The following is an 11,971-nucleotide window of genomic DNA, read 5'->3' on the forward strand; positions in this document are numbered from 1 at the left end:
CTACGAAGCGCCGAACACTTCGGCCAAGGAGCCGCGCAGGTCGGGGTCGGCCAGTACGACGACCTCGTCGCCGGCCCGCAGTTCGGTGTCGCCGCGCACCGGCACCAGTCCGGTGTTGCGCACCACGATGCTGACCCAGATGTCGCCGACCCGGTCGCCGAGACCTTCGATGGTGCATCCCTCGGCAGCCGAGCCGGCCGCGACGTGCAGGCGATGGACGCCTTCCGGTTCGTCCTGGAGGCGGACACCGATCTCCCACGGTTGCGGTTCCACGGTCCGCATGGGCAGCCGCAGCAGTCGCGCGACGCCGGGCACCGAGCTGCCCTGCACCAGCACGGAGAAGGCGACGACAACCACCACGATGCCGTAGAGGCGTTCGGCGTCGGGCACATGAGCCGCCCGCAGGAACTCACCCAGCAGAATCGGGACCGCACCCTTGAGGCCCGCGAAGAGAATGAAGAGTCGCTCGTTGCGCGCCAGGTCGACGGGAACCAGGCAGGCGCCCACCGCCAGTGGTCGGATCAGCACCGTCAGGGCCACCCCCAGGATCAACCCGGGAATCCATACCTCGGGCCGGACCAGCACGTCGACGTTCACAGTCAAACCCAACACCGCGAACGCGACTATTTCCGCCAGCCCGGCCAGGGCGGCGTGGAATCGCTTGATGTCGGGTTTGTGGGGTGCCCGCGCGTCCCCGATCACGATGCCGGCGACGAAGACCGCCAGGAAACCCGATCCGTGCGCCAGCGTGGCGAGCCCGTACAACATCAGGCAGGACGCCAACGTACGTAGCGAGTACAGCCCTTCGCTGGGCAGCGCCACCCGCCGCATGAACACGAGCAGGGCCCGCCCGCCGATCACCCCCACCGCCAGGCCGATCGCCATCTGCAGCGCGAATTCGGTTCCTACGCGGGCGAATCCGGCCGCGCTGAGGCCACCGGCGGCGATCAGACTGCTCAGCAACGAGATGCCGACCGGATCGTTGGCACCGGATTCACCCTCCAGGATGGTGCTGCTGCGGCCGGCGATCTCACGTTTGCCCAGGACCGAGAAGACGACCGCCGGGTCGGTGGGGGCCACCGCGGTGGCCACCAGTGCCGCTGCGTACCAACTGATTCCGCATGTGTAGTGCAACAGCACCGCCGCACCGGCAGCGGTCAGGGCGGTACCGATGACGCCGACCGAGAGGATCGGGACCATCGCGGCCCGGAAGCGCGCCGCTCCGATGTGCATTCCCCCGTCGAACAACACCAAGACCAGCGCGATGGTGAGCACCCGTTCCACGGTCCGTTCGGACGGCGGCTGCACCGCGGGCACCAGCCGCACCGCGGCGGCAGCACCGAGCAGTACCAGCAGAGCCACTGGGACTTTCACCTTCTCGGTGAGACGGTTGGCGAGCACGGCAACCAATCCGACGGCGCTGCAGAACAAGACGATCAGCGCGTAGCGCAGAGTCTCGCTCACAGCGGGGAAGCCTTCCGGTCGGTCGACAACGACAGCGCCGACCAGACTTCCCGGCACACCGCGACGGAGTCTAGCGGGTCAGCAACGCGACGCATTCCACGTGATGTGTCAGCGGGAACGCGTCGAAAACCCTGATCGCCTCGGCGACATAGCCGTGCCCTCGGTAGAGGCCGACGTCACGCGCGAAAGACGCTGCCTCACAGCCGATATGAACGATCCGGGGCACTCCGGCCGCGGCCAGCAGGTCGATCAACTCGCGTCCGGCGCCCGTTCGGGGCGGGTCCAGCACCGCGACGTCGGCAGTCATGTCCCGGGCCGCCAGCACCCGTCGCACCGAATCGGTGACGACGTCGACCTGGGGTAGGTCAGCCAGCGCGGCACGCGCCGCTCCGGTCGCGCCCCGCGAGGTGTCGACCGTCAGCACCCGGCCGGACTCCCCCACCGCGGCAGCGAGCTGCGCGGCGAAAACTCCGGCCCCGCCGTAGAGGTCCCAGGCCGTCATCCCAGAACCCACACCCGACCAGTCCGCGATCAGGGCGCTGTACACCCGCGCGGCGTCGCGATGCGACTGCCAGAACGCGGTCACCGGCACCCGCCAGCTTCGCGTCCCGACCCGCTGTACCGCGTGGTAGTCGCCTTCGATCACCTTGGCGACGGTCCGCTTACCCTGCCGCACGGTGCGCACCACGTGTCGTTGCCCGTCGTCGTCGACGGCGACATGCAGGTGCGCCCCCCGCGGCCAGTCGGGGTGATCCAGCCCGTCCAGCATCTCGGTGGGCAGTTGCCCGCAGTGCAGATCGGTGACAAGTTCGTCGCTGTGGTAGCGGTGAAACCCGGGGCGTCCGTCCGCTCCGACTTGCAGCCGAACGCGGGTACGCCACCCGGTGACGCTCTCCGACAACGGCTCCGCCGTCCCCGACCATTCGTGCCCGCCGAGCCGTTCCAGCTGATTGGCCACCACCGCCGCCTTGAGCGCGCGGGCCGCCGCGGGCTGCGCAAACGCCAGATCGCAACACCCGGCGCCGTCCACACCGGCGATCGGGCACAACGACTCGGTGCGATCCGGCGACGGTTCGACTACCTCGATGACCTCTGCGTGCCAATAGGATCCACGCTCCTCGGTCACCCGCACCCGGACCCGTTCCCCCGGCAGGGCATAGCGAACGAAGACCACCCGGCCGTCATGATGCGCTATGCAGCTGCCGCCGTTCGCTGCGGCTTCGGTGGTTAAAAGCGCTTCCCGACAGGGGAATTCGGAATTCAATCGAAGATGCCCCGGCGCGCGTCACCGGGAGCCGACTGCGGTTGCAACGCTTTGACCCGATCCGACGAAGTCAGCTGCCACGGAACCGAAGTCACCATCACCCCGGGCATGAACAACAGCCGCCCTTTGAGCCGTAGCGCACTCTGGTTGTGCAGCAACTGTTCCCACCACCGGCCCACCACATACTCCGGGATGAACACCGTGACCACGGTGCGCACCGACTCCTTGCTGAGCCGCTTGACGTATTCCAGCACCGGACCGGTGATCTCCCGGTACGGGGAAGCGATGACCTTCAGCGGAATGCTGATGTCGCTCTCCTCCCATTCACGCTGCAACTGCCTGGATTCGCCTTCGTCGACGCTGACCGTGACGGCCTCGAGCACGTCGGGCCGGGTCGCGCGCGCGTAGGCGAGCGCGCGCAGCGTGGGCAGGTGCAGTTTCGACACCAGCACCAACGCGTGATTGCGGCTGGGCAGCACGATCTCGTCGCCGTGCTCGGCTGCCTCCTCGGCCAGTTCCCTGCTGACCCCGTCGTAATGACGGCGGATCAACCTCATCAGCATGAACAGCATCGCCATGGTGACCAGGGCGATCCACGCCCCGGCCAGGAACTTGGTGACCATGACCACCAGCAACACCGTCCCCGTCGCGATGAACCCGATGGTGTTGACGACCCGCGAGCGCATCATGCGCCGACGCGCCACTTGGTCGGTCTCGGTGCGCAGCAGCCTGGTCCAGTGCCGCACCATGCCGATCTGGCTCAGCGTGAACGAAATGAACACACCCACGATGTACAGCTGGATCAGCGCGGACAGCTCGGCCCGGAAAGCCACGATCGCCAGCAGGGCCGATATCGACAGGAACGCGATGCCGTTGGAGAACGCCAGCCGGTCGCCGCGGGTGTGGAACTGGCGAGGCAGGTAACTGTGCTGGGCCAGCACCGAACCCAGCACCGGGAAGCCGTTGAACGCGGTGTTGGCCGCCAGCACCAGGATCAGTGCGGTCACGGCGGTGATCAGGACGAAGCCGATGTGGAAGTTGCCGAAGACCGTTTCCGCCAGCTGAGTGACCAGCGTTTTCTGGTAATAGCCGGCCGGTGTCCCGGACAGCTGCGATGCGGGATCACTGACCAGCTGAACCCCGATCCGCTTGGCGAGCAGGATGATGCCCATCAACAACGCCACCGCGATGGCGCCCAGCATCAGCAGAGTCGTCGCGGCGTTCTTCGACTTCGGTTTCTCGAAGGCGGGCACCCCGTTGCTGATCGCTTCCACACCGGTCAGCGCCGCGCAGCCGGAGGAGAACGCGCGCGCCATCAGGAACACCAACGCGAACCCGGCGATCTGACCGTGCTCGGAATGCATCTGGAATCCCGCGGATTCGGCTTTGAGCGGATCGCCCAACACCACGATCCGGAACAGTCCCCAGCCCAGCATCCCGGCCATGCCGATGATGAACGCGTAGGTGGGGATGGCGAACGCCAGCCCGGACTCCCGCACTCCGCGCAGATTCAGCGCCGTCACCAGCAGGATCGCGCCCACGCAGAACCACACCTTGTGGTGAGCCACCAACGGAACCGCCGAGCCGATGTTCGACATCGCCGAAGCCGTCGAAACCGCAACGGTGAGAACGTAATCCACCATCAGGGCACTCGCCACGGTCAGGCCCGCGTTGGCCCCGAGGTTGGTGGTCACCACCTCATAGTCGCCGCCGCCGGAAGGGTAGGCATGCACGTTCTGCCGGTAGCTGGCCACCACCACCAACATGACCGCGGCCACCGCCAGCCCGATCCACGGGGACAGCGAGTACGCGGCCAGGCCACCCACCGACAGCATCAGGAATACCTCTTCGGGGGCATATGCCACAGAAGACAGCGCGTCCGAGGCGAACACCGGCAGGGCGATCCGCTTCGGCAGCAGCGTGTGGCTCAGCCGGTCGCTACGAAACGGCCGCCCGATGAGCAGCCGGCGCGTAGCGGTTGAAAGTTTGGACACGAGAGCCAAGAGTAAGCCCACGCGGGTTTGGCGGTAGCGTTCCGTAGGCGAGAATCTTCACGACCGGAATCCACGCAGTACACAACCGAAAGGACCTCCACGTGCGGGTGGTTGTGATGGGCTGTGGCCGGGTCGGGTCTTCGGTGGCGGACGGACTGTCGCGGATCGGCCATGACGTCTCGGTCATCGACCGCGACAGCGCCGCATTCAACCGGCTCAGCCCGGAATTCGCCGGCGACCGGGTGCTCGGCCAGGGCTTCGACCGGGACGTGCTGCTGCGTGCGGGCATCGAAGGCGCCGACGCGTTCGCTGCCGTGTCCTCCGGTGACAACTCGAACATCATCTCCGCGCGGCTGGCCCGCGAGACTTTCGGTGTGCGGCGCGTGGTCGCCCGGATCTATGACGCCAAGCGCGCCGAGGTCTACGAACGCCTCGGCATCCCGACGATCGCCACGGTGCCGTGGACTACCGACCGGCTGCTGAACGCCCTGACGCAGGAGACCGAGACCGCGAAGTGGCGGGACCCGACCGGTACCGTCGCCGTCGCCCAGGTGGTGCTGCACGAGGACTGGGTGGGGCACCGCGTCACCGCTCTCGAACAGGCCACCGACGCGCGAGTCGCGTTCCTGATCCGGTTCGGCAAAGGCGTCCTGCCCGAGCCGAAGACCGTCTTGCAGGACGGCGACCAGGTCTACGTCGCGGCCATCTCGGGCCGGGCCGCCGAAGCGGTGGCCATCGCGGCGCTGCCGCCCAGTGAGGACCTGGACAGATGAGGCGCGCATGAAGGTAGCTGTCGCCGGGGCGGGCGCCGTCGGCCGCTCGGTCACCCGTGAGCTCGTCGCGAACTCGCACGACGTCACGCTCATCGAGCGCAACGCCGACCACCTGGACACCGACGCCATCCCGGCCGCGCACTGGCTGCTGGGTGACGCCTGCGAACTGAGCCTGCTTGAGCAGATGCACCTGGAGGACTTCGACGTCGTGGTGGCCGCCACCGGCGACGACAAGGTCAACGTGGTGCTCAGCCTGCTGGCCAAGACCGAGTTCGCGGTGCCCCGGGTGGTGGCCCGGGTCAACGACCCGCGCAACGAATGGCTGTTCACCGATGCCTGGGGCGTCGACGTGGCCGTCTCCACCCCGCGCATGCTGGCCTCGCTGATCGAAGAGGCGGTCGCCGTCGGCGATCTGGTGCGGCTGATGGAGTTCCGCAAGGGTCAGGCCAATCTCGTCGAGATCACCCTGCCCGACGACACGCCGTGGGGCGGCAAAGCGGTGCGCAAACTGCGGCTACCGCGCGACGCCGCGCTGGTGACCATCCTGCGCGGACCCCGGGTGATCGTGCCGCAGGGCGATGAACCGCTGGAAGGCGGTGACGAGTTGCTGTTCGTCGCGGTCGCCGAGGTGGAAGAGGAGCTGCGCGGGTTGCTGCTGCCGGCTTCCGACCGCGTCGACTAGTCGAGGACGGCCCTGCCGTCGATATCCGCGTCGTCGGGCTCGGTCTCGGGCTCGGTCTCGGCCTCGGTCTCGGCGGGACCCTGCGCGGTCGCGCGCAGCACGGTTTTGATCGCCGCATACGTCGCCAACGCCGCCAGCGCGGTCAGCGGCCACCCCATCGCTATCCGAGTCGCCCCGAGCCAACCGGTCTTGCCCAGCTCATAGAGCTGCCCTTGGACGACGAACCGAGCGACGAACACCAACGTCCAGCACAGCGTCGCCAGATCGAACGCGTAGAGCGCCCGCGTCACCCCGCGCCAACTGTTGTCGCGTCCGCTGGCCCAGCTCCACAGGTAACCCACCACCGGCCGGCGGATCAGTATCGACACCGCGAACACCACGGCCCACGCCAACGACATCCAGATGCCGAGCAGGAAGTAGCCCTTGGACTGCCCGACCAGGTAGGCGATCAAGGCGCAAACGGCGACTCCGAAGAACCCGGACACGGCCGGTTGCACCGATTCCCGCCGGATCAGCCGCCACAGCATGATCAGAGCCGCCGCGCCCAGAGCTGCGCCGATAGCGGGCAGCAGTCCGGCGACGCTGGAGGCGATCACGAACACCAGCACCGGCAGCGACGAGTAGATGAGACCGCCGAGGCCACCGGCCTGTGCCAGTAGACGTTCGGCCCGGTGGCTGCTCACGGGGATCCGGTGCGTCCCAGGATGGAAAAGCCCGTCACCGCTGAATTTCGTAGTGCGGGTTGTAGATGGCCTTCGTCCCGTTCTCCAGCTTGCCGAGACGACCGCGCACCCGCAGCGTGCGACCCGAGTCGATGCCCGGGATGCGCCGTTGACCCAGCCACACCAGCGTCACGGTGTCACTGCCGTCGAACAATTCCGCGCGGACGCCGCCCGCACAACCCTTGCCGTTGGTCTCGACACTGCGCAGCGTGCCCACCATGGTGACCTCCTGGCCACGCTGGCAGTCGATGGCGCGCTGCGCGCCGGTATTGAGGACTTCGTCAGAGAGTTCTTCGACGTCGCGTTGCTCCGGGTCCTCCGTCAACCGACGGGTGAGCCGGCGTAGATAACCTTGGGCCCCCATGGCCACTCCTGAAAATTCGACGTCGTTGTGAATGCTCTATAGCCGACAACATTCCACCATGCCAACGGTCACCGTAGACGTGTTGGTTCCCGTATGCCACACCGGTGAAACCACCGATTCCTGGGCGTCCGCGGCACCGGGCACTATGAGGAGGTGGCTGTCGAGTTGCGTGGTGTCACCACGGTGCTGTTAGCGGGCACCGGATCCGACGACGACTACGTCTACCGGGCGTTTTCCGGTCCGCTACGCGACGTCGGTGCGGTGTTGGTCACACCCGCGCCGCAGCCGGACCGGTTGATCGACGGCTACCTGACCGCCCTGGACGTCGCCGTTGCCGCCGCGGGTGGCCGGAGGATCGCAGTCGGCGGTGTGTCCATCGGCGCCGTGGTCGCAGCGACGTGGGCGCTGGCCCATCCCGAATGCACCGTGGGTGTGCTGGCCGCGTTGCCGCCGTGGACCGGGGACTCGAGCTCGGCTCCGGCCGCCCACGCGGCGCGATACACGGCGTCGCAGTTGCGCCGCGACGGACTGGACGCAACGACGTCGCAGATGCGTGCCTCCAGCCCGCCCTGGCTGGCCGACGAGCTGTCCCGATCCTGGCGGGTGCAGTGGCCGAAGTTGCCCGACGCCATGGAAGAAGCGGCGGCGTATCCGGCGCCGACGTGCGCCGATCTGGCCCGATTGGCCCCGCCGCTGGGTGTGGCGGCGGCGGTCGATGATCCGATCCACCCGCTGCAGGTCGGCGTCGATTGGGTGACCGCGGCGCCCCATGCGGCGCTGCGCACCGTGACACTCGACGAGATCGGTTGCGACACAGCCGCTTTGGGCGCGGCATGCCTGGCAGCGCTGGCCGCGGCGACCCCGCCGGCTTAGCCGCCGGTGATCGTGGAGCGCAACTGCTGCATCGCCGAACCCTCGGCGCTGCGACGCGCGACCGGCTCGTTGGACGGCTGGACCGGATCGGCCTGTGCTTGTGCCTCTGCTTGTTCGGAGGCCTGCTGGGCGGCCGCGGCCTCCCGCAACTGCTCCACCATCGGTTCGGGCAGCTGCACCGGCAACGGTGTGCGCACCGGCAGCGGGGTGTCGCCGCGGCGAACCACCGTGTCGGTCAAGGCTTCCCGCGCTTCCTCGGTGAGCGCGTCGATGGTTTCGTGCGGGCCGTTGACCACGCACCGGATCATCCAGCGGTACCCGTCCACCCCGATGAAGCGCACCACCCCGGAAGCGGTGCCGACCACTTCCCGTCCCCACGGACCGTCCTTGATCGAGACCTTGGCCGAGTCCTTTCGCAGCGACTCCGCGAGCTCGCCGGCCACTTCGCGCCACAGGCCGGGGCTCTTCGGAGCGGCGTAGGCCGCGATGGTGAAACGACCGTTGGGAGTCACCACCCACACCGCGCTGGGAACTCCGGTCTCGGTCAACTCGACCTGCACCTGACCTGCCGTCGGCATCGGGATCAGCACCGACCCCAGGTCCAGTCGGGCCACCTCGGCCGCGGCCGGGTCGTCGAAGTCTTCGATGTCGAACGGGCCCTCGAGTTCCCCGTCGGCTGGGGGCTCTTCGACGACGGCTTCGTTCTCCGCCGGGTCCTGAGTCGGTTCGCCCGAAGTGTCGTCTTTGCGTCTACCAAATGCCATCACAAACTCGCATGTCCGCCGGAGGAACCGTGACCGCCTTCGCCACGGGAGGTTTGGGCCAGCCCGGCTTCGTCGAACGACGACACCTCGACCAGCTCGACTAATTCGACCCGCTGCACCAGCAACTGCGCGATGCGGTCACCTCGGTGCACCACGATCGGCGTGGCAGGGTCCAGATTGATCAGCGCAACCTTGATTTCGCCACGATAACCCGCGTCGATGGTGCCGGGACTGTTGACGATCGAAAGACCCACGCGCGACGCCAAACCCGAGCGCGGATGGATCAGCCCGACCATGCCGAACGGAACCGCGACCGCGACGCCCGTCCCCACCAGCGCCCGGTGGCCGGGTGCCAACTCCACGTCCTCGGCACTGAACAGGTCGACCCCGGCGTCACCCTCGTGCGCGCGATTCGGCAACGGGAGCCCGGGGTCGAGACGGACGATGGCCAATCTGGTCGACACGGGGGCACAGATTACCCTTGACCGCGTGTCCGATACGCGCGACATCGCGCCGCAGAGCGTGCGATATCGCGAGCGACTGTGGGTGCCGTGGTGGTGGTGGCCGCTGGGCTTTGCGCTCGCCGCACTCATCGCCGCCGAAGTGAACGTGGGTATGCGCTCGCTGCCTGACTGGTTGCCGTTCGGCACGATGTTCGCGGTCGCCGCCGCCACGTTGTTGTGGCTGGGCCGCGTCGAGGTGCGGGTGAGCGCCGGCGCCGGCGGGGTCGAACTGTGGGTCGGACAAGCACATCTGCCCGTCACCGTGATCTCCCGCTCCGCCGCGATCGCCCGTAGCGCCAAGTCAGCGGCATTGGGCCGCCAACTCGACCCGGCGGCTTTCGTGGTGCACCGGGCCTGGGTAGGTCCGATGGTCTTGTTGGTCCTCGACGATCCTGATGATCCGACGCCGTACTGGTTGGTGAGCTGCCGCCACCCCGAGCGGGTGCTGTCGGCCCTGAGAAGTTGATCAGGCCGCGCAGTCCGTACAGATCATCACGCCGTTCTTCTCACTGGCCAGCCGGCTGCGGTGTTGCACTAGAAAGCAACTCGAGCAGGTGAACTCGTCGGCCTGCTTGGGAACCACCCGCACCGACAGTTCTTCGCCGGACAAGTCGGCGCCGGGCAACTCGAAGTTCTCGGCGGATTCGGATTCGTCGACGTCGACCACCGCCGACGCAGCCTCGTTCCGCCGCGCCTTGAGTTCCTCCAGCGAGTCCTCAGAGACGTCGTCGGTCTCGGTGCGTCGTGGAGCGTCGTAGTCGGTAGGCATCTTCTTTCCCCGTCCTGTCCCCTCAAAGCACGCACAAGTTCAAGCAACGCTTTGTACCAGCGTCGAACGCATGCACCAAATGATTCGTGCCCGTATTGCGGGTGAATAGAGTGTGATTTGCGTCACAGAGGCGCATCGGGGCTCGTGGTCGGCCCGAAACGGTGCGATTACGGTGCGATTAGAGTGCATGTGTGGTTGCACACATCACCGAGGGTACGGCCTTCGACAAGCACGGCCGGCCGTTCCGGCGGCGCAATCCGCGCCCCGCCATCATCGTGGTGATTTTCCTGGTCGTCGTGACGGGCGTGGTGTGGACGGTCGCGCTCACCCGTCCAACCGACGTCCACGAGGTCGCGGTGTGCAACCCTCCGCCGGAGCCCGCGGGCACGGCCGCCAACTCCGGACCAGCCAAGCTCGGTGAGCCGGTGTCGCGCTCGGACATGGTCGACGTGACACCGGCCAAACTCAGCGAAACAAAGGTCCGCGTGCTCAATGCGAGCGGGCGCGGCGGTCAGGCCGGCGACATCGCCGGTGCCCTGCAGGATCTGGGCTTTGCGAACCCGACCGCCAGCAACGACCCGATCTACGCAGGCACCCGCCTGACCTGTCAGGGTCAGATTCGGTTCGGCACGGCCGGACAGGCCACGGCGGCAGCGCTCTGGCTGGTCGCGCCGTGCACCGAGTTGTTCCGCGACAGCCGCGGCGACGATTCCGTCGACCTGGCGCTGGGCACCGACTTCAACTCGCTGGCCCACAACGACGACATCGACTCCGTGTTGGCCACCCTGCGTCCCGGTGCCACCGAGCCGGCAGATCACGCGCTGCTGACCAAGATCCACTCGAACAGCTGCTGACGCGGTCAGCCCAGCGGTTCCAGGGCTCCGATGTCCGCTAGCGTCGCCAGCAACGCGTCCGCAATGCCGGGCGCGGCCGCCACCACCAAGCCGGCACCGTCGACATCGGGTGCGGGCAGCAGAACCCGGGCACCGGCCTCCGCGGCGATCAATGCGCCCGCCGCCCGATCCCACACCTGCAGTCCGTGCTCGTAATAGGCGTCCAGCCGGCCCGCCGCGACCATGCACAGGTCCAGCGCGGCCGACCCGATCCGGCGCACGTCACGCACGATCGGCAGCATCTGGGCCAACAGCGCGGCCTGCCGGACGCGGCGCCGCGGCGAGTACCCGAACCCGGTACCCAGCAACGCCATCGACAACTCGTCGACCGCGGTGCAGTGCAGCGCCCGCCTGCCGTCCGAGTCGGTGACGTGGGCACCAAGACCAAGCCCCGCCGAAAACACCTGCTGCCCAACCACATCGGCGACAGCACCGGCCACCGAGATGCCCGCGACCTGGGCGCCGACCGAAACCGCGTAGGCCGGGACGCCGTAGACGAAATTCACCGTGCCGTCGATCGGGTCGAGCACCCAGGTGACCGAGTCTGCACCGGTCCGCGCATCGGCCGGCCCACCGCCCTCTTCACCGAGAATCGGATCACCGGGCCGCAACTGCGCCAGCCGATCTCGCAGCAGCCGCTCGGTCTCGGTGTCGACCACGGTCACCGGATCGGTCGGCGTGGTCTTGGCGCGCACCGCGCTCGCGTCTGATCCTGCGCCGCCGCCGAATACCTCGACACGCCGCCGGCGCACGAACGCGGCCGCCTCGGCCGCGAGCGTTTCGGCCACCGAGCGCAAATCCGCGCGCTGGGCAAGAGTTCCCTCGGCTGGGCTCACCGGTCTATCGCATCACAGAGCGGCGACTTCACAACGGGCCCATCCCGCCTCACCGCTTCGGCGCCGCGGG

14 protein-coding genes are annotated in these 11,971 nt (G+C 67.9%); 5 read left to right on the forward strand and 9 right to left on the reverse strand.

Translation table 11 applies throughout. The features are described 5' to 3' along the window. The 3 genes from AC5Y46_RS06600 to AC5Y46_RS06610 form a co-directional block, all read right to left on the reverse strand. On the reverse strand, positions 1-1,464 hold the full coding sequence (locus tag AC5Y46_RS06600; protein WP_499946261.1) for a cation:proton antiporter domain-containing protein: 1,464 nt from the start codon (positions 1,462-1,464) through the stop codon (positions 1-3). 70 nt (positions 1,465-1,534) lie between these two features. After that, positions 1,535-2,728, reverse strand: coding sequence for a class I SAM-dependent RNA methyltransferase (locus AC5Y46_RS06605; RefSeq protein WP_499946262.1), 1,194 nt, complete (start codon positions 2,726-2,728; stop codon positions 1,535-1,537). Next, positions 2,725-4,722 (reverse strand): APC family permease, encoded by a 1,998-nt coding sequence (locus AC5Y46_RS06610; RefSeq protein ID WP_499946263.1) that lies wholly within the window; start codon positions 4,720-4,722, stop codon positions 2,725-2,727. The genes AC5Y46_RS06605 and AC5Y46_RS06610 overlap by 4 nt, the downstream gene beginning before the upstream one ends. Before the next feature lie 101 nt (positions 4,723-4,823). On the opposite strand from AC5Y46_RS06610, the gene AC5Y46_RS06615 reads away from it, so the two are divergent. Continuing rightward, positions 4,824-5,495 (forward strand): potassium channel family protein, encoded by a 672-nt coding sequence (locus tag AC5Y46_RS06615; protein WP_499946264.1) that lies wholly within the window; start codon positions 4,824-4,826, stop codon positions 5,493-5,495. A gap of 7 nt (positions 5,496-5,502) precedes the next feature. Beyond that, on the forward strand, positions 5,503-6,177 hold the full coding sequence (locus AC5Y46_RS06620; RefSeq protein ID WP_499946265.1) for a potassium channel family protein: 675 nt from the start codon (positions 5,503-5,505) through the stop codon (positions 6,175-6,177). Here AC5Y46_RS06620 and AC5Y46_RS06625 read toward each other — a convergent pair. Next, complete coding sequence (locus AC5Y46_RS06625; RefSeq protein WP_499946298.1) at positions 6,174-6,866, reverse strand: DUF3159 domain-containing protein; 693 nt, start codon at positions 6,864-6,866, stop codon at positions 6,174-6,176. The genes AC5Y46_RS06620 and AC5Y46_RS06625 overlap by 4 nt on opposite strands. A gap of 28 nt (positions 6,867-6,894) precedes the next feature. Then, entirely contained in the window at positions 6,895-7,263 is a 369-nt protein-coding gene (locus AC5Y46_RS06630; protein ID WP_463755996.1) for an OB-fold nucleic acid binding domain-containing protein, read from the reverse strand. Between the two features lie 153 nt (positions 7,264-7,416). Here AC5Y46_RS06630 and AC5Y46_RS06635 point away from each other — a divergent pair, with 153 nt between their 5' ends. Next, on the forward strand, positions 7,417-8,136 hold the full coding sequence (locus AC5Y46_RS06635) for an alpha/beta hydrolase (RefSeq protein WP_499946266.1): 720 nt from the start codon (positions 7,417-7,419) through the stop codon (positions 8,134-8,136). Here the strand turns inward: AC5Y46_RS06635 and AC5Y46_RS06640 are convergent. Continuing rightward, positions 8,133-8,900: a DUF3710 domain-containing protein gene (locus AC5Y46_RS06640; protein ID WP_499946267.1), complete on the reverse strand. Its 768-nt coding sequence runs from the start codon at positions 8,898-8,900 to the stop codon at positions 8,133-8,135. The genes AC5Y46_RS06635 and AC5Y46_RS06640 overlap by 4 nt on opposite strands. Continuing rightward, positions 8,900-9,364, reverse strand: a complete 465-nt coding sequence (dut, locus tag AC5Y46_RS06645; protein WP_499946268.1) for a dUTP diphosphatase — start codon at positions 9,362-9,364, stop codon at positions 8,900-8,902. The genes AC5Y46_RS06640 and dut overlap by 1 nt, the downstream gene beginning before the upstream one ends. 25 nt (positions 9,365-9,389) lie before the next feature. On the opposite strand from dut, the gene AC5Y46_RS06650 reads away from it, so the two are divergent. Next, positions 9,390-9,869, forward strand: coding sequence for a DUF3093 domain-containing protein (locus AC5Y46_RS06650; RefSeq protein WP_499946269.1), 480 nt, complete (start codon positions 9,390-9,392; stop codon positions 9,867-9,869). Here AC5Y46_RS06650 and AC5Y46_RS06655 read toward each other — a convergent pair whose 3' ends face one another. Continuing rightward, entirely contained in the window at positions 9,870-10,172 is a 303-nt protein-coding gene (locus tag AC5Y46_RS06655; RefSeq protein WP_008258544.1) for a DUF4193 domain-containing protein, read from the reverse strand. It lies immediately after the preceding gene. A gap of 191 nt (positions 10,173-10,363) precedes the next feature. Between AC5Y46_RS06655 and cei the strand changes: the two genes are divergently transcribed. Continuing rightward, entirely contained in the window at positions 10,364-11,026 is a 663-nt protein-coding gene (cei, locus tag AC5Y46_RS06660) for an envelope integrity protein Cei (protein WP_499946270.1), read from the forward strand. Between the two features lie 5 nt (positions 11,027-11,031). Here the strand turns inward: cei and AC5Y46_RS06665 are convergent, their stop codons facing one another. Continuing rightward, on the reverse strand, positions 11,032-11,901 hold the full coding sequence (locus tag AC5Y46_RS06665; RefSeq protein ID WP_499946271.1) for an inositol monophosphatase family protein: 870 nt from the start codon (positions 11,899-11,901) through the stop codon (positions 11,032-11,034). Positions 11,902-11,971 lie beyond the last annotated feature (70 nt).

The organism is Mycobacterium sp. NGS59 (assembly GCF_059812345.1).

Bases quoted from the DNA above. Each gene is read 5' to 3' on its own strand.
- AC5Y46_RS06630 (WP_463755996.1), bottom strand. From the start codon at position 7,263: ATGGGGGCCCAAGGTTATCTACGCCGGCTCACCCGTCGGTTGACGGAG.
- AC5Y46_RS06620 (WP_499946265.1), top strand. From the start codon at position 5,503: ATGAAGGTAGCTGTCGCCGGGGCGGGCGCCGTCGGCCGCTCGGTCACC.
- AC5Y46_RS06640 (WP_499946267.1), bottom strand. From the start codon at position 8,900: ATGGCATTTGGTAGACGCAAAGACGACACTTCGGGCGAACCGACTCAG.
- AC5Y46_RS06655 (WP_008258544.1), bottom strand. From the start codon at position 10,172: ATGCCTACCGACTACGACGCTCCACGACGCACCGAGACCGACGACGTC.